At 50.6% G+C, this 24,382-nt stretch carries 15 protein-coding genes; 8 read left to right on the top strand and 7 right to left on the bottom strand.

The features are described from left to right. Positions 1–135: 135 nt before the first annotated feature. Positions 136–5,238 carry a choice-of-anchor I family protein gene (locus MHH48_RS07305; RefSeq protein ID WP_076322939.1) on the bottom strand — a complete coding sequence of 1,701 codons (5,103 nt, stop codon included), beginning with the start codon at positions 5,236–5,238 and terminating at the stop codon, positions 136–138. A 751-nt stretch (positions 5,239–5,989) separates the two neighbouring features. Here MHH48_RS07305 and MHH48_RS07300 point away from each other — a divergent pair. From MHH48_RS07300 to MHH48_RS07275, 6 genes are all read left to right on the top strand, one after another. Further along, entirely contained in the window at positions 5,990–8,221 is a 2,232-nt protein-coding gene (locus tag MHH48_RS07300; protein ID WP_076322937.1) for a helix-turn-helix domain-containing protein, read from the top strand. 356 nt (positions 8,222–8,577) lie between these two features. Next, entirely contained in the window at positions 8,578–9,945 is a 1,368-nt protein-coding gene (locus MHH48_RS07295; RefSeq protein ID WP_076322936.1) for a sugar ABC transporter substrate-binding protein, read from the top strand. Positions 9,946–10,024: 79 nt separating this feature from the next. Next, entirely contained in the window at positions 10,025–11,002 is a 978-nt protein-coding gene (locus MHH48_RS07290) for a sugar ABC transporter permease (RefSeq protein WP_179090637.1), read from the top strand. Next, positions 10,999–11,838 carry a carbohydrate ABC transporter permease gene (locus tag MHH48_RS07285; RefSeq protein WP_076322935.1) on the top strand — a complete coding sequence of 280 codons (840 nt, stop codon included), beginning with the start codon at positions 10,999–11,001 and terminating at the stop codon, positions 11,836–11,838. The genes MHH48_RS07290 and MHH48_RS07285 overlap by 4 nt, the downstream gene beginning before the upstream one ends. Positions 11,839–11,863: 25 nt before the next feature. After that, positions 11,864–12,868 (top strand): Gfo/Idh/MocA family oxidoreductase, encoded by a 1,005-nt coding sequence (locus MHH48_RS07280; RefSeq protein ID WP_076322934.1) that lies wholly within the window; start codon positions 11,864–11,866, stop codon positions 12,866–12,868. Between the two features lies 1 nt (position 12,869). Continuing rightward, entirely contained in the window at positions 12,870–13,871 is a 1,002-nt protein-coding gene (locus tag MHH48_RS07275) for an aldose 1-epimerase (RefSeq protein WP_076322933.1), read from the top strand. A 145-nt stretch (positions 13,872–14,016) separates the two neighbouring features. On the opposite strand, the gene MHH48_RS07270 is transcribed toward MHH48_RS07275, so the two are convergent. From MHH48_RS07270 to MHH48_RS07260, 3 genes are read right to left on the bottom strand one after another with little or no spacing between them, the layout of a single operon-like run. Next, the gene (locus MHH48_RS07270; protein ID WP_076322932.1) at positions 14,017–15,636 is read right to left on the bottom strand and encodes an extracellular solute-binding protein; all 1,620 of its coding nucleotides are present in this window, start codon (positions 15,634–15,636) and stop codon (positions 14,017–14,019) included. Positions 15,637–15,669: 33 nt separating this feature from the next. Then, positions 15,670–16,551: a carbohydrate ABC transporter permease gene (locus tag MHH48_RS07265; RefSeq protein ID WP_076322931.1), complete on the bottom strand. Its 882-nt coding sequence runs from the start codon at positions 16,549–16,551 to the stop codon at positions 15,670–15,672. A 16-nt stretch (positions 16,552–16,567) separates the two neighbouring features. Beyond that, entirely contained in the window at positions 16,568–17,458 is an 891-nt protein-coding gene (locus MHH48_RS07260) for an ABC transporter permease subunit (RefSeq protein WP_237566323.1), read from the bottom strand. Positions 17,459–17,822: 364 nt separating this feature from the next. On the opposite strand from MHH48_RS07260, the gene MHH48_RS07255 reads away from it, so the two are divergent. Continuing rightward, positions 17,823–20,087 (top strand): AraC family transcriptional regulator, encoded by a 2,265-nt coding sequence (locus MHH48_RS07255; protein ID WP_076322930.1) that lies wholly within the window; start codon positions 17,823–17,825, stop codon positions 20,085–20,087. Between the two features lie 76 nt (positions 20,088–20,163). Here MHH48_RS07255 and MHH48_RS07250 read toward each other — a convergent pair whose 3' ends face one another. From MHH48_RS07250 to MHH48_RS07240, 3 genes are read right to left on the bottom strand one after another with little or no spacing between them, the layout of a single operon-like run. Beyond that, complete coding sequence (locus MHH48_RS07250; RefSeq protein WP_076322929.1) at positions 20,164–21,135, bottom strand: 2,3-diaminopropionate biosynthesis protein SbnB; 972 nt, start codon at positions 21,133–21,135, stop codon at positions 20,164–20,166. Continuing rightward, complete coding sequence (gene sbnA, locus MHH48_RS07245; protein ID WP_076322928.1) at positions 21,119–22,123, bottom strand: 2,3-diaminopropionate biosynthesis protein SbnA; 1,005 nt, start codon at positions 22,121–22,123, stop codon at positions 21,119–21,121. The genes MHH48_RS07250 and sbnA overlap by 17 nt, the downstream gene beginning before the upstream one ends. 9 nt (positions 22,124–22,132) lie before the next feature. Further along, positions 22,133–23,380 carry an AMP-binding protein gene (locus tag MHH48_RS07240; protein ID WP_076322927.1) on the bottom strand — a complete coding sequence of 416 codons (1,248 nt, stop codon included), beginning with the start codon at positions 23,378–23,380 and terminating at the stop codon, positions 22,133–22,135. Positions 23,381–23,544: 164 nt separating this feature from the next. Between MHH48_RS07240 and MHH48_RS07235 the strand changes: the two genes are divergently transcribed. Next, on the top strand, positions 23,545–24,330 hold the full coding sequence (locus MHH48_RS07235; RefSeq protein WP_076322926.1) for a YheC/YheD family protein: 786 nt from the start codon (positions 23,545–23,547) through the stop codon (positions 24,328–24,330). The last annotated feature ends 52 nt before the right edge of the window (positions 24,331–24,382 follow it).

The raw sequence follows: 24,382 nt of genomic DNA, 5'->3' as shown, positions 1-24,382 counted from the left end.
CCTTACTTCAATTATCGGATGCCTGGACACTTCTCTTTAATCGCTCACAAATGACTTAGATATAAAAAACCGCCCGAAAGGTTTCTGATCAACCTTAAGGACGGTCTTATAATTTCTAATGTATTCCCGCTTCGCTTAGTTCATGAACTTCAATGCTGCCAAAGTCCGCTTCAGAACAAGTGCTGCTTGTGCACGGGTAACCGAATCGATTGCTCCGAAATTACCCTGATTATCACCCTGCACGATGCCTTGCTTAGTAAGACTGGCTACATGGGCAGCCGCCCAGACAGGGATGGATGCCTGATCTTTGAATTCATTACCAGCATTCGCACCCTGGTTTGGCAGGCTTGTCGGACTTACCGCTTCCATAGCCCGGGTAATCATCACAGCCATTTCTGCCCGGGTCATGCCGGCATTTGGTGAGAAAACACCATCTGTGCCGCCTTCGATCAAGCCGTAACGCAACGCTGCGCCGATCTCGCCAGCATACGCGGAGGCATCCTGGACATCCTTGAATGCTCCGCTCTCGATAACTGGACTAAGTCCCATCGCACGGACCAGCATAGCCGTAAACTCTGCTCGCGTGATTACCTTGCCCGGTGCGTACGAGTTAGCGTTAACTCCGTTCACGAGAAGCTTGGAAGCCATAGATTCGATTTCCGCTTTCGCCCAGTGTCCGTTTAGATCCGCAAAGGTTTTCTTGTACTGCAGCAGCGCATAAATGCCGTTTCCGGCATGCTTCACTTTGATGGCCGGTTTATCGTTCCATGTCGTCGCTGCAGCCGGTACAAATCGGAAGGTTCCTGCATCGGCGTCATAGATTATAGCAGTGACCGAATTCGGAGCTGTTCCTGCCGGCAGCGGCAGGATGCGACTGACCACACGCTTCCCGAAATCCTTTACTTCTTGCTCTGCGCCCGGCACGCCAACCGCTACGCCAAACTGAAGAGCTCCATTCGCAGCCATCACGGCGCCCATGGAAGTTGCCTTGCTTGTCATAGCATCCACCACGCTGCTACCAACCGGGGTCATGGATATTTTCACTTGGATGCTGCCGGAGCCTTGTACAGACTTCAAAGCCTCATCCAAATGCAGAGCCGTTACCGGAAGACGGAACGCTCCAAGTGCAGTCTCCAGCACCAGGGTCGTATTCGAATTCCGTTCCATCGCCTGCTTCAGACCTGCTGCCGAAAGGGATAGCTCAGCGGCACGGTTCAACTCAGGGGCCCGAATAATGAGTTCCTGCTGCCCGTTCGCAGACAATCCGGCAACTGCCTTCTTCCACGCCTCTTCCTTCACCGTAATGTGGTCCACTGCTCCACCTGCAGCGCTTATATTCAGATCCTTACCTGTCATTACGTTGGGCAATGATGTATTTCCACCCGTGGAAGGAGGGTTAGGCTGCGTTGTCGGCGGTGTTACAGAACCGCCTGATCCTGAACCTGATCCCGGAGAGGAGCCGTCACCTGGATTCACCGGTTTCTTCTGCTCGGTAATTCGTCCCTCGACCTTCGGCGAGACCTTTCCGCCAAGCTTGGTCACGTATTCCATGAAGATTTCATAATCCGGATAACCCAGATCCTCGTTATATCTCCCTTCGGCAATCGCTTCGGCAAAGGATTTATATCCGTCCCCGCCTTTGGCCACAAAACTGTTCGTTGCCATCCGGTACGTTTCGGTCAATACCAGGGGTTTATAGCTTCCGCCCTTCATAATCTGTACATCGTACACTTTATTTCCTGCCGGAGCGCTAGGATCCCATTTGAATTTCATCCCGGCGATTTGCGGGAATTTCCCCGGCAGATCGGCCAATTTCGCACCGCTAATTCCGTTTTCCAATCCGTCCTTCAGCTGCTGTCCTGTGACGTCCATGACAAACAGCGTGTTTCCGAAAGGCATCACCGTGCGCAGCTCGCCCATCGTGATTTCACCTTCATCAATAGCGGCGCGAATACCCCCTCCATTGGTGAGGGCAACATCGGCGTTCTTAAGCTCCTTAGCTTTTGCCAGCATGCCATCCGCAATTAGATTACCGAGATTCGTTTCCTTGGAGCGGACATTCTCGCGCTTACCGTCCAGCAGAACATCTGCTATACCGACTACCTGCTTCATGAGCTCTTCTAATTCGGCATTATAAGGGGCCAGCATATCCTTGGCCTGCTTGTCTTCTGCCACATTGCTATCCACCGGAATCAGCTTGCCGCCGAGCTCGCCTTCTCCGACGAGGACCTTGCCTTCCTTGTCAAATTGCAAGTCGACCCGGCCGAGGTATTTCCCCCATTCATTCGCTTGCACGATGACGGTTGGTGTTCCGTGTTCATTGTCCGTCACCACTTCCGGTGCATAGAGCGTCGTGTGGGTATGGCCTCCAACAATGAGGTCGATGCCTTCAACCGCTTCGGCAAGCGCCTGATCTTTGGCGTAGCCCAGATGCGACAGACCGATGATGATGTTGAGTCCTTCCTGCTCCATCGCCTCCACCGTTGCACGAGCTGAGGTTACCGCCTCGTTGAATACCACATCTTTGCCCGGGCTGGACGTCTCGGCTGTATCTTCAGTGGTTAAGCCGAATACCCCGACCTTCTGGCCGTCAACTAGTAATGTCACATATGGATATACCCCGCTATTTGCCGTCGTCTTAGGCTGATCGGTATCGATCACCGCCGGCTTACGGATCAGGTGCGAAATGTTAGCATCCTGACTAAGATCCACATTCGCGCTGACGAGCGGGAATTGTGCCTTGCTTACGAAATCTGCTAGCGTCTTGGTGCCTTGATCGAATTCATGGTTACCGAACGTCATCGCGTCATAACCCATATAGTTCATGAAGGCCAAATCGGCCAATCCAAACCATTTGGTAAAATACAGATCGCCGGAGAATACATCCCCTGCATCCAGCAGCAGGCTGTTTCCGCCCTCGCTGCGGACCTGCTTAACCAGTGCAGCCCTTCTGGCCACTTCGGACAGATGCGCATGCGTATCGTTCGTATGCATAACCGTTAATTTCCATGGCTCTCCTTCCGGCGAACCATCCGTTACCTTAACCGGTACTTCCGCTGATCCATAGCCGTCCTTGCTCAGAACGGTGATCACGGCTTCACCTACGGATACCGGTGCAACCAGACCGTTCGGATCTACGGTAACTACCGTTTCATCAGAGGAACTCCAGGCCAGCTCGCTGGATCCGCCCTGAGCGGGATCAACGCTCGCTTGCAATTGTACCGGGGAACCGCCCGGATTCAGCGTGAGCGAAGAGTGATCCAACGTAATTTTGGTCACCTGAAGCTCCAGCAGTGCCACCGTTCCGCTGACCTCATTCGCAACTAGCAGCAGCGGGCGTCCTGTCTTGCTGTCTGCGGCCGGAATAAAGTCCAGTCCCTCCGGGCCGGAATCCGATGCAATCCCTCCGTTAAAATCCCGTGTATTGATGTAGTTCAGAAACGCCGGATCGGATGGGTTCGTCACATCATACGTCATTACCCCGCCAATGCGCTCCAAGCCGACAAAAGCCAACGTCTTCTGTCCTACCTTACCCACCGTTACATATTCGGGCTCTGGTCCTTTCTTGGAGCTGCGGCTGTCCAGATCGGTTTTGTCATTGCTGGCATTGAAATGATTCGGTAAACGCTCGGCTGTAATCTTCTCAAAATCACTGCCGCTGTCATACACCTGGGACATATCGGCTGCATTCCATATGGAGAATGAACGACCTCCGTACAGGTACAGTCCCTCATTGCCCATATCGCTGGCAACTTCAACCTTATCGTAGGTGGTTCCTTTGTCTGCCAGAAATTGTGCTGCCGGAGACAACGGATCCAAATTAGGTTTCATTTTGCCAATGTTACTTTCATTGCTTCGCTCATCCCAGCCTGTTGCGTCCCCTTCATTCGCGGACAGAATGTACTGCTGTCCATTCACGCTGTAAGTCGCGATTCCGTCAGGCATATACATTCCGTAAAAAGGAACGTTCTCAAACTTGATTTGTCCATCCTTCAGAAGGTCAAGCTGATTCTCTGGTTGATTGAAGTCCTTATACCCGAGTCCCTTAACCGCTTGAATACGCTTCGCGGCGATATCGACCACGGCGATCGCATTATTCTCCTGCAAGGCGACGTATGCCGTCTGCTCATCTTCGGACAACGAGATGTACTCGGGCTCAAGATCATGAACAGCATCATCCTTGTTTCCGGTGCTGCGAATTTGCCCGTCCGCTTCCACAGGTCCGCGAATATGTACCTGATCGTCAATGATCGACGGGTCATCAAACTTCAGATAACTTAGTTCGCCCGATAGGGTGTCGATAATCGTAATGCTTCCTTCCGGATCAGAAGCAGTCTCTGTACGAGGCTCGCCTTCATCCGCTGTCAGGATATAACGGCCATCGGAAGTATACTTGACCATGTCCGGCTGGATGCCGGTTTCATAAGTTCCGATCAAACCGCCGTCATAGTCGAGTACCAGAACCTTGCCGGCTTTTGCATGATCCTGCTCCTGAACAGCGACCACCACCTGCTTCGTCTTGGTGTTGATATCCACGCTGGTCAGGTCCCCATACAGAAAACCGCCCGTGCTTGCCAAGTCTTCCACATTGATCTGCTTGTCCTTCAGCAAGCTGCCATCAGCGCCAAGCGACACGATTTCGAGACTAGCCGGCTGAGTTGAACCATTGACCAGATAGAGCTTCCCGTTATCCTTGTTGTATTTTACAATTTCCGCAACGCCGCCATCCTTATTGGAGGTCCCTACAGAATAATGCCCGATCATCTTCATGGCTAGCTTGTCAGCCACCGGATCCGGCCGTTTCCCCAACACTTGCAATTTCACAATCGATTGAGCCTTAGCAGGTATGGCTGCACTATCTTGTACCGCTACCTCAACCGTATATTCGCCCTCTTGCCCAGCAGCAGGCGTACCTGTAATGAATCCTGTATCGGACTTAATGTCCAAGCCTGCCGGTAGACCCGTCGCCGAGAAGGTATACGGTGCTTGTCCACCATACACATCAACGGTTACCGTATATGCTTCTTCTGCATGTGCATCCGGAAAAATTTTATCGGTAATGCCGAAATGAACGGCAGCGATAGCTGTGTCTTGTGATGCTGTCTCCATGCTTGCCGTCCGGAGTATCTCCTGTCCCTCTTCAGCCATCACGGTGCCTGCCGAAAATAGAGAGGCCATCGCGATTTCCGCCGCCATTAACAGCGAGACTACTTTTATGCTTTTATGCTTCAACTCCATATCCCCTCTTCTATCCTTATTTAATTTCAAGTGTAAGGAAGAAGTGTTAACGCATCCTCAATAAAGGTCACGGTTTGTGTAAAATGGACGCTACACAGCAAAAAAAGCCGCGACAGCCATGCCGGGCTTCTGTAAGCGGCAGCTGTGTCCGAGCTACCTGCCGCCTTGAAATTACCTTCATATATGCTTTGTGATACTCCACTTATCAGAAGAATTACCCGCTTTCTATCGCCTTTAATCAATGATTCCAAAATGCCTCATCGTGGCTATGGTTATCAATATACACCAACGTATGAACAAGATGGCCCACATGAGCAGAAAACCCTGAATCAACCGCTCAACCATCCATTCGATCTTCTTGTTTGACGTATATCTACGTCTCTGCTTAAAAAACCACGCCGCGAACCCTTTGGGAATATCACTGAAAGGCGTCTTTGGCTCCATTGGCTGCGTCTTCCTCCATTTCTTTCAATTTGTATGTAGGATATACAACGCAAGTGTTCCGGCAAGTCATTGAACACATTTCTTGAGTTTTATCATGTTCATTGGTAAAATTCACCATCTCAAATGTTTCTTTGTCACATTTCCGACAATATTGTAGTCAAATCGACATGATGTCTGATAAACTAACATAAGAATTGCTATTTGTAACAAACACTTCACAAGAATAACAGCCGAAGATCTATTCATGACTATTCGAGGCCATAACGTGTGAATATCATTTATGTTTGCCTAGGAAAGAGGAACCAACATGAATCGTAACTGGTTTACGCGGATGCTCATGCTGTATATCCCTGTCTTTCTGATCGTCCCCGCCTTTTTATTTTTTGTCTTTTCCCAATCATTGAGCGAGAGCAACCGAAAGGATGCCGAGCGCTCCAATGCTTTCGTAACCCAACAAGCGATGCTGATGATTGATACGTCGTTGTCTTCGCTGGATCAGAAAATTTCGCTCGAGATGCTGCGTAATCGAAAGGTCATATCCTTTTTCTCCAGAATCACGGAAAAGGATCTGCCCCTTCAGGTGGACGTGATGAATCTTTTGCGCGATTTAAAAATGACCAACCCCCTGATTCATTCCATCTATATGGTTCAAGCGGATCATAATCAAGTCCTCAATGAAAGCACGAGCTATCCCTTGGATCAATATGCCGATAACGCCTTCATTCGCTCCAAGCTGGAAACACCCAACAGCCATTGGTCGGACATCAGATCATACAAGGAGCTGCCCTCCGACAAAGGGGTGCCGGTCGTTTCATTGACGCGCAGCGTTTCCATCTTCTCGAAGCATCATGGGCTAATCGTCGTTAATGTAAGCGCTGACGCCTTGCAGGGAATGCTTCTTCAAATGCACGATCCGTCATCCCGCATACTAAGCCTGTATGATTCCCAAGGGAACAGCTTATTTGATATGGCAAAATCGAAGACTTCTGTAAGCAAGCCTGTAACCAACAACGGCGCCCTTCAGTCAGAAGCGAATTCCGAGTATACGGGCTGGCGCATCGTTAGCAGCGTTCAAGGGGCGGATACCTTCAATTTCATCATTAGCTTATCAAATATATGGTTTATTGCCGGTTTGCTTCTATGTGCCGTTTCGGTTGCCTGGATCGTCTACGTGACGCTGCAAAATTACAGACCCATTCAGCGCCTGGTCAACCAGCTGCAGCAGCTATCCTCCAAGGATGACGTCCCGGAGGAAATCCATAAAAACGAATTTACGTTCATCAATTCCAAATTGCAAAATATGATTGATCAGAATAAAAGGTTCCAGTTTCAGTTCGAGGAGGACTTGAAGGCTCAGCAAAATTTTTTCATGTACGAGCTGCTGGAAGGGACGCGCTCTTTCGATCTGAAGGAATGGGAGAAGGAAGCAGCCAAGCACGGCCTGCCTGTGCTGTTTGGCAAGCCATTGGTTTTTGTCCTGGAAATTGATCATCGTTCAGAGTGGAGCGCCAACTACGGTCAGAAGCAGCATGGCTCCCAGCAAAAAGCCATTGAAACGATCATCCTGGAAGCGGCGTCGGATCACGCCTGCGAGGTAAAGCTTCTGTGGGTGTCCTTGCACCAGCTTGCTTGCATTTTGGTTATATCGCCACAAGCGGAGAAACAGGGATTCGAGGCACTCTCCTTCACCGAAGAATGCCAGCGCCGATTTGCCGATGCCTTATCGTTCACCGTATCCGTCGGCATCGGGGAGCCGGTTGAGCATCCGGATAATCTGCATGATTCCTATCACGAGGCATTGGATGCGCTGCAAACGAAGCCCGTAAACCGAAGTGCCATGATCATTCCTTATTCGTCCGATGCCTTGTCGAAGGATCACAGCTTTCATTATTTTCAACAGGTCGACCGGATCGTTGACGCCTTCCAACTGCAAGAAGTCAAGTGGAAGACACAGATGCAGGCGCTCTTTCAGAATATGCTGGAAGAAGGCATATCCCGACGGGGCGCAAGCAGCGTACTGCATTACCTGACGTACCATTTGAACAAGACGGCTTCCAGTATGAATGACGAATACTACCTGCTCTGGAAAACGGAAACGATGCCGGCACTCGACCGGGTTCAGAAAGAAATCGACCTGCCGGAAGATTGGACGCAGATGGTGCTCCAGCTTCTGGAGCAATTTGCCCAACGGCTGGATAAGCAGCGGAATCTGCGAAGCCAGGGAAACCTCGTACAAGAGGTTAAGGCTTATATTGAAAAGCATTATACGAAAGCGGAACTATCCCTTGACTACTTGCAAGACAAATTCGGGATCAGCGGCAAATATCTGAGCAGATTATTCAAGGAAGAGTATGGCTTGAAATTTGTGGACTTTTTGATCGATTTGCGAATTCAGGAAGCGAAACGACTCCTTACGGAAAGCGCATTGTCTGTACAAGAAATTACGGAACGGGTCGGTTACAGCAGCCCGATATCATTTGCCAGGACTTTCAAAAAAATTACCGGCGTACCCCCAATGGATTATCGTAAAGGCAAATAAAACGGCGCAGACCCCGATATCAAACGAAGGCCGAGGAGGACATAAAAGTCTCTCTCGGCCTTCTCCCGTCTATGCCTTGGTTGCTCCTACCCGCGCAGTGATGCCCTTCACCGCAAAGTAGAAAATAGTTTCTCGTAGAGAAAAGTTTTTTGTGATTAATATTACATACAATTTCCAGTGTTATTTAAATTGCCATCGCGGTAACGTTTACACTAACACTGTATTCACCTTTCGGTTGGTTTTACGAAAAGTGTTTGTTGTCCTGACTTGGCAGCAGGTGTTTTTATTAAGGGCATAGGAACGGCGCCTCACCGCGCTTTCCACAATACTAAAAAGCCAGAAGGGGATGAACTAGCATGGTAGACAAGAACAGAAAGAAAAAGGGATGGACGGCTCTGATCGCTGCAGCCCTTACGTTATCAACCGTATTAAGCGCATGCTCGGGTGGTAAAGACCCGGCATCGGCAAGCAACGACCCGTCCGAAGGTGATCAAATTACGATCTCGTTCGAGACGTCGGTGTATGCGGAAGAACCTCATAAGAAGGCAATCGATGCGCTCATTGCCAAATACAATGAATCCCACCCTAACGTCACCATCAAAGTTCACGGCACAGACTACGAGAATTACTGGGATAAACTGACCACGGAGTTTCTGGCAGGTACACAGGGGGACATCGTTCAGGTATACCCTGAGAATATTGCCACCTATAATGCGCTGCAGAGCGGCGGCACTTTCGTGAATCTCGACGAAAAGATTCAAGCGAGCGGACTTGAGGACAAGCTTGTCGGACAGGAACTGAGCAAGGTCGACGGCTCCTATTATGCGCTGTCCAATTACGCATGGGGATCAACCGGCATTTTCTACAGCAAATCGATGTTCGAAGCGGCCGGAATTGATCCTGCCTCCATTCAAACGATGGACGACTTCAAAGAAGCCGCCATTCAACTTGGCGGTGTTAAAGACGGGCAATACGGGTTCTCCAGCGTCATCGGCACGCATCCCTTTATCGCCTCGGAATGGTACAGGCTGCTCGCTCGTCCGGTATCAGGAGGAATTTACTTCCCAGACGGCGAGGCAGGCCCTTACGAAGCCGACCGGATTAATGTCAACTCGGCACCGAACGTTTGGGCAGCGGAGTGGTGGCAGGATCTAATCAAGAACCCGCAGGCAACGCCTCCAGGAACCCGCGACAAGAAGGTCAGCCGCGAGATGTTCTGGAATGGGCAAGCCGGCATGATGATGGATGGCCCTTGGTTTATCGGCATGACCAAAGAACGCGATGAAGCTTTAATGGACGACCTTGGGCTCATTCCGCAGCCTTCCGTCGTATACGAAGGCCAAACCTATAAACCGAACCCGCACAATTACCCGATCGTATCGATGATTTCTAAAGACAGCAAGCATCCTGATGAAGCTTGGGAGTTCCTTGAATGGATGACATCCCAAGAGGCGCAGCAGATTATCGCCGGCTCCGGCATGATTCCGAGCAGCAAGGAATATGCCGAATCCGAAGAATACAAATCGGAGAATCCGCTGGCTGCCCAATTCTTCGATTTCCAGGAGAATGTATATGCGCCGGCCGTTATGGACCCGCCAATTCCCGAACTCGGCTCCCTCTCCCAAATCCTGATCAATGCCGCGCAGGAAATGTTTGTTGGCATGAAAGACGCCAAGACAGCGCTGGACAGTGCAGCTGAGCAAATGAAGGACACGATGCATTAAAAAACATTCGGATGATCAAACGTTTGAAGCCGCCTGGCTTCATGGCAGGGCGGCACTTACATCATAAGGAGGTAGGGGAATGAATCCAACGCGAACGGATGTGACAAGCAGGCAAACTCCCTTGCCATTGAAAAGACCATCGAGGGCAAAGCGTTTATGGCTAGAGGAAAAACGACATTTCAAAAAAAATATAGCCGCATATTTATTTATTGCACCGCTGGTCATTACCGTTGCTCTCGTGCTCCTCTATCCGATTCTGAAATCGGCGCTGATGAGCGTGCAGTACTGGAAGGTTGCCAAACCGATTGCCGAAGGCAATCCCTTTGTAGGATTGGACAACTATACAGCCGCGATCCAGTCGGGGAACTTCCTGAAATCGTTAGGCATTACCTTTCTATATATTATCGTGACGGTGGCTCTGCGTTTCCTGCTCGGAATCGGTACGGCCGTCCTGCTGAATATTCCCTTCAAGGGACGAGGGCTTGTAAGAGCACTGGTGATCATCCCATGGGCCGTACCTGAAGTCGTTGCATGTCTCGTATTTATTCTGATGTATGATTACCAATTCGGCGTGATCAATGATCTGCTGCTGAAGCTCAACCTGTTGGCCAATCCGGTCGCTTTCCTCGGCGAAGCCGACACCGCGCTCTGGGCAGCCATGTTCGTCAATGTATGGAAGGGCTTCCCGTTCGCGGCCATCATGCTGCTAGCCGGTTTGCAAAGCATATCCAAAAGCTTGTACGAAGCAGCGGAAATCGACGGTGCCTCGAAATGGCGCCAGTTTCTCAGCATCACCTTCCCGATGTTGAAGCCCGTATCCGTCATCGTGTTCCTGCTGCTTATCATCTGGACCATTAAGGATTTCGGCATCGTATACGTCCTCACCGGGGGCGGACCGAGCCGGGTAACCGAAATACTGACCATCTTCATCTACAGGGCAGGCTTCAAATCGTTTGACTTCGGTCTGGCCTCCGCTGCAGGGATGATCCTGCTGGCGATCTCCATTGTGTTCACCGTCATGTACATGAAAGCGACGAAGGCAGGTGAAATGTCATGAGCATAGGCCCAAACAAGATTCTAGTATATGTATGCGCTGTTTTTATTTCGTTGTTTGCCGTGTCTCCTTTTCTATGGATGATCTTGACTTCGTTGAAGCCTCAGGCCGAAATCTACAGCACGCCGCTGACGTACCTGCCACATGAACTTAATTGGAATGGTTACAAGGGAATGCTGAATCCCAATGCGGATGACAGCGCCAACTTTATGAAATGGTTCGGTAATACGGCGCTAGTCTCGCTGCTAACAACGGTGTTCTCCCTTGTCATCTCCGCCTTTGGCGGCTATGCGATGTCCCGGTTCGGCTTCCGGGGACGGATGTCGCTCGGATATATCATCTTGTTGACGCAGATGCTCCCCGGCTCGCTGCTCATTATCCCGCTGTACCTTATCATGAAGGATTACAATCTGCTGAATTCCCATCTGGGTCTCGTCATCGCATATACCACGTTTGCAGTACCGTTCTGTACATGGATGCTAAAAGGCTACTTTGACAGCGTGTCCCAGTCCATCGACGAAGCTGCGAGCGTAGACGGGGCCAACCGATGGACGACCTTTATCCGGATCCTGCTTCCGCTCACGCTTCCCGGGCTCGTGGTAACCGGCGTCTTCTCCTTCTTAACCAGCTGGAACGAGTTTATGTTTGCACAGACGTTCATCAGCGATTACGACAAATGGACGCTGTCGGTCGGCATCGCCAGCTTTCAAGGACAGTATGTCGTCAACTGGGATTACCTCATGGCGGGCTCCGTCATAACCACACTTCCGATCGTGATTGCGTTCTGGCTGCTGCAGAAACATCTGGTCAGTGGAATGACAGCCGGAGCAGTTAAATAATTTAACCATTCGAGGAGGGTTCACAATGATAAAAATCGGAATCGTAGGCATGGGGATTCGCGGGAATATGTTCGCCGATACCCTTAGCCAAAATCCCTATGCGGAGTTGGCCGCGGTCAGCGATGCTTATGAAACAACACGAAACGCCAGCATGGATAAATACGGGGTTCCCGGTTATCTGCAGATTGAAGATATGCTGGCAAGCGAGGCTTTGGACGCCATCGTTATTGCCACGCCGGATTTCCTGCATAAAGAGCCCGTTATGCTTGCAGCACGGCAAGGCATTCATATCATGGTTGAAAAACCCTTCTCCACCTCCGTCGAGGAAGCCGAGGACATGTACGCCGAGGTCGAGAAGGCGGGCATTAAGTGCCTCGTTGCATTCGAGAATCGCTGGAATTCTCCATTCGTTGCAGTTAAGGAAGCGGTCCAAAATGGTGACATAGGCAACATTCTGACCATCAACACCCGCTTAAATGACACCATCTACGTGCCCACCAAAATGCTGAAATGGGCCGAGGAATCAACGCCCGGCTGGTTCCTTTTCCCTCATGCCACGGATATTGCCTTATGGCTGAAAAGCGGGGTTCTGCCGGTGAGCGTTTACGCGGTAGGCACGAAGAAGAAATTAGCCGCGATGGGGATCGACACCTACGATTCCATGCAAACGATCGTGTCCTTCGATGATGGCACGCACGCTACATTTACGACCAGTTGGGTGCTGCCCGAATCGATGCCGCTTATCTACGACTTCAAGGTCGAGATCATCGGCGAAGACGGGGCATTGTATGTCGATTTATCCGATCAAATGGTCCGTAAAGGCGGCAGCGTGTACAGTCATGTCCATACGCTCGGTACGCCGATCAACGGCCAATATACTGCAGCACCCAATTATATGCTCCATTCCTTCGTCGATCATATCCGCCTGGATACGATGCCGGAATCCGGCGCAGCTGCCGGTTTGTTGAATACCAAGCTGGTGCATGCCATCCATCGCTCCGTCTTAAGCGGACAAGTAGAGCAGGTGTGACATGGAGACATGCCCAGCAGTTGAACGATGTACATTTCTTGACATGCCTGCAGTTAGGGCCGAGAATGATCGCTTATCCATGACGGTGGTTCCGGGCTGGGGGAGCAGCGTCATCTCGCTGCGGTGGAAACCATCAGACACGGAATTGCTGCGTATGCCGCCTTCCATGACGGAATATGAGCGGACACCCTTGTTATATGGCATTCCTGTTTTATTTCCGCCCAACCGGATCGAAAACGGGAGTTTTACTTTTGAAGGCCGGCCCTATCAATTCCGGATCAACGAGCCGCAGCATCATAATCATGCGCACGGGCTTGTTCATGACCAGGCATGGGAAGTCGGACGCTGCTGGACAAAAGGGAATCGGGCCGTGATCGGAACCGTGTTCTCTTCAAGAGGCCGTCCAACGATCCTGTCGCAATTTCCCCACGAGTTCACCATCCTTCTGCGTATGAGCATTGATGGGGCCTCGTTCAGGCAGACCGCGGAAATTCGCAATAAAAGCACAAGCTCTTTTCCATGGGGACTGGGATATCATACCACCTTCCGCTTTCCCTTCGGAAATGAATACGGTCAGGAACGCTGCACGCTGCAGGCCCCTGTCGGGAAACGATGGGTCCTTAATGACCGCGTGCTGCCGACCGGCGAGCTCGCCCATGATTTCCGCAGCAGAGGCTTACGGGATGGCATCTCCGTCAGTCAGTTTCCGCTCGATGATCTGTTCCTTGCCATGCCGGAAGACCGGAATGAAACCGTATTAACCGATTCGGCGGCAGGCCTCCGGGTTACATACCGTGCGGATGACGCATTCAAGCAATGGGTGCTGCACAATGGCGATGGAGCGAGCGGTTATCTATGCCCCGAGCCTTACACATGTGCTACCAATGCCTTCAACCTGGAACTGGATCCGGAAATCACCGGCATGCAGGTGCTGGAGCCCGGCAGAACCGCCTTGCTGTTCTGTACCATCCATGTAGAAGAACTCTGTTCCTCATCCGATTAAACCATAACAGAAGCGGTCCGTAAGCAAGGATGTTTCCTTGAACGGGCCGCTTCATCATGTAACCTGTTTCACCAATTATTTGGATTAGCAAAAGACGCGATACGGAACCCCCCGCACCGCGTCTTTCGATTGTCATATCTTCCGATTACTCCGCCTGGTAGCGGTCAAATGCAGCCTGGTAAACCTCCATATATCGGTCCATCCCCATCTTGTTGAGTGTATTCACATACTCTTCCCATTGGCTGAACGAGGCCGAACCATTCACGAATTTCGCTTCCATTTCCTTCACGTAATCCTCGATATCTTTACCGATCGAGGTCATGACGTCCATTTCCTCCAATGTAAAGTTAAAATTGTACAGGATCTCCTTCACGGCATACGGCTCTGCTTTTTCAGCAGCGGCCATTGCGTTAGGTCGTGTCTCCGAGGCTTTGAACCATCCCTCCCGCACAAATCCCGGATAGCTGCCCCCGAGCCAAGTGAAATACTTGGCCAACGCCTGATCCTGCGTTAATCCATTTGGATTTTCCGTAATCTCCTTCACATACTCCAGTTGACCCTCAGCGTTCTTCGTGTAAGTCTCGCCTTCTTTACCCATGAAATAGAACTGGGCTCCCTCATCCCCGTAGAAATAATCCATCCAGCGGATCGTTGCTTCCGGATTCGGGTTCTTATCAGTAATCGCAAATGCACCTACGTGAACCATCGGAACTTTGACATGAGAATAGAGTTGATCTCCATGCGGTCCCTTAAGCGCCCCGAGCCCGATGTATTCTTTTCGTCCCATCACCATCTCCGGATTCGGCACAATCGTGGCACCGAGCAGGCCCTCCTGCCCTTTCGCATTCAATGCGCCGCCCTCAATCGTGAAGATCTCTTTATCGAGCAGTCCCTCTTGGTGCAGCTTGTTTACGAACTGCAGCATTTCCTTATACTCCGGCAAGGCTTTGGTGAAGCGCAGTTTCCCTGTATCCGGATCTATGTCTACCAATTTATGGCCAAGTCCACTTGTACCAAGTCCCCAAGAGCCTTTCAAGTGATCGATGATTCCGGTAATGCCTGTTGAAGCGAATGGAATCTCATCATGCTTACCGTTACCGTTCAGATCGGTTTTCTGGACCGCCTTCAAATACGCATAGAATTCTTCGGTCGTCTGCGGCTCCTTCATCCCGAGCTGATCCAGCCACTCCTGATTAATCCATATCGGTGTACCAATCAACATGGAGAGCAGCGCAGGATCGTAGAAAGAAGGCAGGGAATAAATATTGCCGTCCGGCATCGTCAGCCCTTTTCGAATATCAGGGTACTGTTCCATCAGCTTTTTGAAATTCGGTGCATATTGATCGATCAGATCATTCAGCGGTATAAATACTCCCTGCTCCCCATAACGGGTTAATTCTGCGGAGCTGACCCTTGCGGAGTAGAATACATCCGGATAATCTCCACCTGCCAGCGCTAGGTTCCGCTTCTCTGTAAGGGTATCGAATGGAATGAGGTTCCAGGTCACATTCACATTCGACATCTCTTGATAGGTTTTCCATACAAGCGTTTCCTCGAATTTGCTCCCGTTTGATGGCGACTTGCCCGTGAAGAACGTCAAGTTAAGGGGCTCGTTCACAATCGGCATGCCGGTCTCGTTAACATTGGCTTGCGGCGTCTCCCCCTTATCCGCTGCACCTTCGCCGCTTTTACTACCGCAGCCTGCCAGCAATCCGGCTGCCAGTACAGCTGCCAATGTAAGTGAAGTCCATTTTCTCATCACCATAAAATTCAATTCCTCCTCATGAAATATCCGTAATCAACCTTTAATTGCGCCAATCATAACACCCTTCACAAAGTACTTTTGCAGGAACGGATACAGCAGCAGCATCGGCAGATTTGTCACAATGACCGCCGCATATTTGATCGCTTCCGCATCCATTAGACTTCGTGCCAGTGAATCATCACTGATATCAACCATCTCCTGCATTTGTCCCTGAACCAGAATTTCACGCAGGAACAGCTGCATCGGATAATTCGCACGGTCCGATAAATAGATCAGCGCACTAAAATACGAATTCCAGTGGCCCACTGCGTAGAACAAAACCATGACAGCTAATATCGGTCCGGATAATGGAAGCACAATCCGCAGCAGCACCCGCATGTTAGAGGCCCCATCGATAAACGCCGCCTCCTGCATTTCCTTCGGAATGGAGCTTTGGAAGAAGGTCCGCATGATGATAATGTTCCACACCGATACGGCCGAAGGGATAATGATGGCCCAAATCGTATCCAGCATCCCCAGTTCCTTCACCAGCAAGTAATTGGGGATCATCCCCCCGCTGAAGAACATGGTGAATACGATGATCGCCGTAAAAATGCCGCGGCCGTTAAAATCGGCTCTCGATAATGGATAAGCCGCTGCGATCGTCATCAGTACATTCAGCGCTGTGCCCGTCGTGGTATAGAGCAGCGTGTTTAGAAATCCCCGCATGAGCTCCGAATTGGCAAATAACCGTTCGTAGCCGACAAACGACAGTTCCTTCGGCCATAACCATACTTCCCCCCGCATCACCGTTTCCGGAGCGCTGATGGAAGCAATCAGAACAAAAAATAAAGGATACAGTACAAGGAGTGTAATAAAAGATAGTATAATGTAAATAAATACACCCGCTATTCGTTCACTGCGGCTTTGCGGCATATGCCATCATTCCTCCTTACCATAGGCTGTTCTCGCTGACTTTTCGGGCAATCCGGTTTACGGTAATCAGCATGATAAAGTTGACGATGGAGTTAAACAGGCCGACCGCAGCCGAGAAGCTGTACTGGGCACCCAGTATACCGCTCCGGTATACGTTCGTGGCGATGACGTCGGACGCTTCCATATTGAGCGAATTTTGCATCAGGAAGATCTTCTCGAAGCCGACGCCAAGAACGGAACCGATGTTCAAAATGAGCAGAATGGTCATCGTTGGCGCGATCCCCGGCAGATTAATATGCCAGATTCGCCGGAGCCAGCCCGCACCATCCACCTTGGCCGCCTCATGCAGCTGCGGATCAATCCCGGCAAGTGCTGCCAAGTAGATAATTGAGCTCCAGCCCATGCCCTGCCACACGCCAGACCACACGTAGATGCTCTTGAACCAGGAGGGCTCCGTCATGAATGCGATCGGCTCTCCGCCGAAGGAGGTGATAATCGAATTGACTAGGCCGCTGACCGGCGACAGGAACATCATGATCATGCCAACAACGACCACCGTAGATAAGAAATGGGGTGCATAAGTTACGGTTTGTACAAATCGGCGGAACCGGCCCGATCTGGCTTCATTAATCATCAAGGCGAGGATAATTGGAATCGGAAATCCGACCGCCAACTCATATAACCCGATACCCATCGTATTTTTAATAATCCGCCAAAAATAAAAGCTGTCAAAAAAGCGTTCAAAATGCTTGAAGCCCACCCATGGACTATCCATGATCCCTTTGTTCGCAATAAAATCCTTAAATGCAATCTGGACGCCATACATGGGTACATAATGAAATACAATGAAGTATAACAGAACTGGTGCAAATAAAGCGTAAAGCTGCCAGTTTCTGCGAACCTGCATCATCCAGCTTCGCCAAGCACTTTTCTTGCGAATGTTTGAATGCGCTTCCACGGTGTTAAGATGACGTTGTAAAATCGGCAATCCCCCCTCTTTCGTCTATGCGTCTTCGTGTGTCCCAAAGGTCCACGTCTGCATCATAAACGACCCGAACGCATAAAGGGTATTGACCATTTTAATGATGTCTCGCCTTTCATTGGATGACTGGGCAGAAGCGCCGTTTTCCTAAAGCATTGCTTAAAATCTAAAATATTGACTATCCATTTTTTACGAACGATTAACACGAATCGGGCACAATCCTTAACACTTGTCCTATATAATGTTGTGAAACCTTGGACGTCAGAAAAATACAAAGGGGGGGAAGGCTGTGAATTGGATCAGACATAAAAGCCGCAGTGTATTCTTTAAGATTTTTCTGAGCTTTCTGGCCATCATCGTGTTATTCGGATTGTTCTATATGGTCATCTTCCAGCTTTTTAAGACCAGCCTGCAAAAAGAAATCATCGACACCAGCCAGCAGGCCGTTCACGATACGGCGGAACGGTTCACCAATCAATTCAGCAGGCTTCAGGTGCTGATGTTTGATATATACAATCAATCCGAATTAATCGGCTTCAATAATCAGCTTCGCAACCAGACGGGAAACGAAGTGAATTACTTGAAAGCCCGAGATGTGATGATGCAGATGCGGAGCGATATCTATAACCCGTTATTCTTTCTGGAGGATACCCTGATTTATCTCCGGGAGTTTGATTTTGTACTGAGCAAATCCGGAAGCGGCGATGCTTCCTATATGTTCAATCGTTCCTATGCAAGTTCGATGTATCCTTATTCATTCTGGAGCAGCTACGAAGGCCATCAGGAGTCCTTCAAACTCCTCCCTGCATCAACCTATCGAATCAACAACGATTTGTCCGAGAAAAAACTGATGCCCTTTGTCTATAAACAGCCGGATAGTCCTTATGAGGTCATTGCTCTCATCGATATCGACAAGGCCGCCCAGTCCTTCTTCGGCGAGTCGGTTGATCGTGCACTCGCCATTCTGAATGCCGAAGGCCAAGTGCTGTATACGCTAGGCTCCCTGAACCAAGATCAGCTTCCGTCGTTTGAAGCCGGACAGAAAGCCGTGCTGAAGGATGGAACCTACTATTTTGCCGAAGCCGGATCCGACGGACTGACCTATGTCTCGGCCGTACCTTACAGCCATGTCTCTTCTCAGTTGAGCCGGTTAACCGGCGGTTTGCTGCTCATCTTCTGCCTGTCGCTTGGCGTGGCCCTTGCCGCTTCCTATTTCCTCAGCCGCAGATTGCACAAGCCCGTGAAGCAGATTCTAACCACCGTGCTGAACAGAGCCAACAGTACATCCATGCCGGAATCCGGCAGCATCACGGAATACGATCTGATCCAGAACCGTATTCAAGAGCTGTTCCGGGAGAAGGAAGAAATACGGGAGCGCATGAACAAGCATAAATCGGTTCTAACCAGTTACTCTTATATCAGTCAGTTGAAGAGCATCAATACCGATATCAGCGAGTGGGAGGACTTCCTGTCGGATGACGGAAGCTTTATCGTGGTTCTGTATCACATCCGTTTCCGGATGAATCCGGTTTATGAGCTCCCCCTCCAGACCGATCAGGCTGTCCGCCATATCCTGGAGCATATTCATCTGATCACGGCTGAGCGCTATCCGGGGTCTCATACGTTCCAGATCGAAAAGAACGAGATTGTATCTATCTTTAAACGGGAGGAAGCCGCCCGCCTGGAGGATCTTCTGCTGGAAATCAAGGACATGTTAAACGAGGAAAAGGAATTGTTCCTGGTCACCATCGCCGTCAGTTCCCAGGTGAGCCATTCGTCCGAATTTAATCAAGCCTACCATCAGGTCAAAGGACTGGCCGCGCAGGCACAGCTCCTGGAAGAATCCCAGATGGTAACCAAGCAGCGGGTTCTTCCAACCACCGTCAATCTGAGCCCGTCACAGGAAAAAGGACTGCTTGACGCCCTGCAATCCGGCAGCGACAGCCGCTCCTTGCAGATCATCGACCAGGCGCTCGAAGCAATGCAGCGTAAGGAGGCGGGCATCGCGCAATTTCGTTTCTTCGCCGATTCGGTCGCTTCCAAGATTCTAAGCTATATGGAGATGGCCCAGATAGATAAAACTTCTGTCCAATCCTTGAAGCGTTGGAGCGCAAGGCTGGCAGAATGTCATTGTTTATCTGATTACCAGGGGGTATTCCGTCAGCTCGTTGAAGCCTCCTGCGCCCTCATTCGCAAGAAAAAGGATACCGGCGACGAGCCGCTCATCGCCATGTTCATGAACATCATCCATAACCAGTATGCCGATGATCTGTCTCTCGACTATTTGTCAGCCAAGCTGAACTTGTCGAGCGCCTACCTCTCCGTCTATATCAAGGAGAAGACCGGTCTTAACTTCAGTGATCATCTGCTTGGCATCCGCATGAACAAAGCGAAGGAACTGCTGGCGTGCACAGACTTGACCGTTAATGAGATCAGCCAGCGTGTCGGCTATCTCAACATTACTTCCTTCAACCGGACGTTCAAGAAGGCCACCGGCATAACGCCGGGCGCTTACCGCCGGCAGCATGTGGTGCAGACCCATGCGAGCGGTTAAAGGTCTATCTTAACAACAGGGCCCTTCGTTCCGCTATACAGCGGAACGAAGGGCCCTGTTATTCTAATATGGATCGCTATCCTTTATCCAACCCGATGCCTTTCCCAAATCGCTTTGCTTCGTGATAATAGTAACTGGCTATGCCAATATCGAATACCGCTAACCCCATAGGGTTGAAGAAAACCGTTTCATGATCGTCGTAAGCCGCCAGGCCGTCACGACATAGAATATCTGAAAGCGTCAGGACGTCGGATTCCTGCAATCCCGTCATCAGATGCAGTTGTTCCACATCCGTGTTCTCACGGCAAACCTCCATCCATTCATCGACAACAATGGCCTTGACCCCGGCTACGCTGTCTGTTGTATAATCCCGCAGCGACACATTGAGAAGCAGCATCCCCTTCGATGGCTTCTCATTGATATATCGCTCTTCCGAGACGGTGCATGTGGCAAGAACATCGGCGTTTCGGTAGACAGGCTGCCAAGTATCCGCAATATCTGTGATGTTCCGAACCTCCTCAGGAACGGTTGCCGGATCGATGCCTTTGAGATCGTATAGATGCACACGTTCCAAGCGATCCCCCAGCAGCGCCCTGCACATCGCGAGGTGCATCTGCCCCACTGGCCCCCAGCCAATGATACCAATCCGTACGCTCTCGAGCCGCCTGGCTTCAATGAAGGCTTTCAGCATTAACCCGCTTACCGCAGCTGTCCTCAAACCATTCAGCAATCCGCTATATATGACAGCCACGGGCTCACCGGTCAACGGATGATTAAGGATTATCGTGTTATGCGCTCTCGGCAGACCATGCAGGCTATTGCCCGGGAAGCTTGCGATCCACTTGATGCCGGACATATTTACATTTCCTCCAACAAAAGCTGGCATGGCAATGATTCGATTCTCGGGGGCGCGAAAGCGTAAATACGGCTTTAGCGGATGAACGCAGTCCCCGTTCTCTTTGATCCTGATGATTTCATCTATCTTTTGAATCAGCGTTGACCAATCCATCCCGATTTCACGTATGTGTCCGTCATGTAAATAAATCATGATCTATCCTCCAAAGAGAAAGAACCGGGTCCACACCAAACTCCTGCTGTACCCATATATCGTTATACACCGTGTCCAAATACCTTTCACCGCGATCAGGTAAAATTACCGCACATAACGCTCCTTCCGGGATGCTGCCCGACATCCGCTGGACTGCTGAGATGACCCCGCCAGATGAAGCGCCGGCGAGAATCGACTCGTACCGAACCAGATCCCGGCAGCCCCGTATGCAATCTAGGTCCGACACGTACTCTACGCGGTCCGCTATATCCTCGTGGTATAAAGTCGGCGTTATGCCGGCACCCAGTCCAGGCAATTTCCGCGGACCTTTCTCTCCTCCAAAAATAACGCTTCCCTTTGCATCCACAGCCACAACTTGGGTAGACCACTGCCGATCCGCAATATACTCTCTGCATCCCCGGATCGTTCCGCATGAGCTAGCCCCGCAAAACAAATAATCAATCTCGCCTAACCGCTCAGCGATTTCCTGCATGGTGGTTTCTTTATGGGCCAAATAGTTGTCCGGATTACCGTATTGATTGGTCCAGTAAGCATTAGGCATACGGTGAACCAGTTCATTAACCCTTCTTATTCGTGCAGGCAGAAATTCACCGGTTTCCTTGTCGGGCTCCGTGACCAGTTCAAGCTCCCCGCCAAAGCTGCGAATGATGCGGCGATGCTGATCGGTTGTGCGCGGATCAATGACACAGATGAAACGCAGCCCCAAGTAGTTGCAGAGTTGTGCCAGGCTGATGCCTAGATTGCCTGAGCTGGATTCAATGACGACCGTGCTCGGCGTGATCTCGCCGCGGCGCATGGCCTCCCGAAGCATATGAAGCGCTGGTCGATCCTTGGTGCTTCCTCCGGGATTCATCCACTCCAGTTTTCCGTATACATCAAACGAACGGTTGTTAAACAATCGACTAAGGCGGATTAATGGAGTGACACCGATCACGCCTGCAATCCCGTCTTGAAGTTCCAAGGTCATTCTCCTTATTTACTCGTACCATATTTTTTTATGTTTAACCGATGTCGTACCTGCTCCTGGCTCACCATCTCCGCGAATCACCTGGATTTCGCCAAGGATTCCGGACTGTATCATCGTACCGATCTCGGGAATCTGCTGCTCGATATCATGCTTGATCCTCTGTAATATCGCTTGCTCTGCCGTGGAATGGAATATATACACGATCAAGGCGTTATGAGCCACCTTCACCTGAACGCTGCCCGCATGCAGATGGCGCAAGGCGACATTTTCAATATCATAGATGCTGATCTTCTCTCCATGCTTCAGATCTGGTCCGATTCGCTTAACGATGCTGCTAAAGCTTTGACGGAGTCTTCCATCCACCATCATTGGGCGCAAATCGCGCACTACGTCGTAGGTGACATAGCGAATGGCGGGAAACGCTTCCCGATAACCCGATGTCAGGACGAGCACGGATTCCTCCGGATTGGCAAGCGGTTCAAGATCAGCGTCCAGTTGCTCCGGGCGTACTCCCTCGGCAAGCAGTCCGTCCGTCAGAAGATATCGCCCGTGTTCATGGGAGTAATAAGCAATCGTGCCAATCTCGATGGAACCGTACGTATCCGTAATATGGTCTGCACCGATTCCGAGCCGTTTGGCGGTAAGCTGAATCCAGGCGGGGGAAGCCATTTCGCCAACCAGTATGACGTGACGGATGCCATATACGGTCGCGTCAATCGAAGCGTTCAGGATGCGATCCAATATCGACGGCATCGTATATAGCACCTCCGGCTTGCACAGTGCGAGCCGCTCAAGATGCTGCTCAATCGGCGCCTGAAAGGGGATCGATTCGGCGTTCATACCTAAGCGGCGGAACACCTCGATCGACGTTGCCTCCGCGTGCCCGGTACCCATATCCGCAATAGCCGATCGATATTGGCCGGATCCAAGAATCTGCCGGTACACCTGGAGCTTGAACCGAATATAATCCTCTTCATCGGCTTCAGAGTAATAGATCGCTTTGCGCCGACCCGAACTCGTGCCGGAAGTACGATAATAATGAACATCACTTCGAGCTGCCAACGGATTGTCGTCCGTATAGTATTGCTCCTCCAGCACGGTGTGCGTCATCAGCGGTAGATGCTCCAGTTCTAACCTCGGCTCCTGAGCCATCTCATCGAGCGCTCTTCCGATGCTCCCCCGTACCCAGCCCTCATACCATGGCATATAACGACGCGAGCGGACCAAGGCTTGCTGCAGAATGTTGGAATCCCGCACTTCGCTTCCCCCTTCGACAGATTGGAGTCCACTCCCCCTGACTATAGTCTATGTCGCTTCCTTCATTTCGTTCGATTCCCCTATAGAAAAAAAGCTGCACGGTTACACTTTGACCGCCAGCTTCGTACAATAACACCATATCTTCCTGAAATGAGGCACATCTTATGAAAACCTCCCGATTCACGGTGAAGAGCAAGTGGACCAAAACAAAACTTCTGCAAAGCCAACAAGAGTTGGCGAAGCTCGTTCCACCCACCCAGCTGTTTTCACGGAGACATCTGTTTGACATGCTGGAGCGCTACGGCATGGTATATGTGAAACCCGATGCTGGTTCACAAGGTAAAGGGGTCATGCGCGTGGAGAAGAAGGGGTCGGCATATCAGTATCAAAACGGCATAAGAACATTGACTTGTCGTTCTTATCGAGAACTGTGCCGATCATTGAGTAAACAAATAGACAGCAAGCGCTATCTGATCCAGAGAGGAATACATTTGCTGACATATGATCATCGCCCTTTCGACCTTCGTGTCATGATTCAAAGAAACCCGGAGGGGGAATGGGAAGCTACCGGAACGGTTGGACGTGTCGCCCATCCGAGAAAAGCGGTTACCAACGGCAGCCAAGGCGGTACGATTTATTCCGCAGACCGACTTATTCGCGCAAGTGCGGATGATGCGAAGACAAACGAACTCCTTCAAGAGATTGACCGTATTGCCTTGGCAGTGGCTGCTCACATGAGCCATACTTATCCTGCATTGAACGAATTGGGACTCGACCTCGCAGTAGATCGCGACCTTACGCTCTGGATACTGGAAGTGAATACGCTCCCCGATCCATGCCCATTCACCAAACTTAAAGAGAAGGACACCATTGAAAGAATCGTGTCCTATGGAAAAGCGTACGGGCGCTACTATCCCTTGAACTGTAAAAAATCGAAGCAGGGTATGTAAGACATATTCATTTCATGTAAGGAGGAATAGCAAAAAAACCTTCGGTTATCGC

Source organism: Paenibacillus sp. FSL F4-0100, from assembly GCF_037993005.1.
GTDB lineage: Bacteria > Bacillota > Bacilli > Paenibacillales > Paenibacillaceae > Paenibacillus_AQ.
Note: the sequence above shows the minus strand (reverse complement) of the source record. Positions and strands in the feature narration are given on the sequence as shown.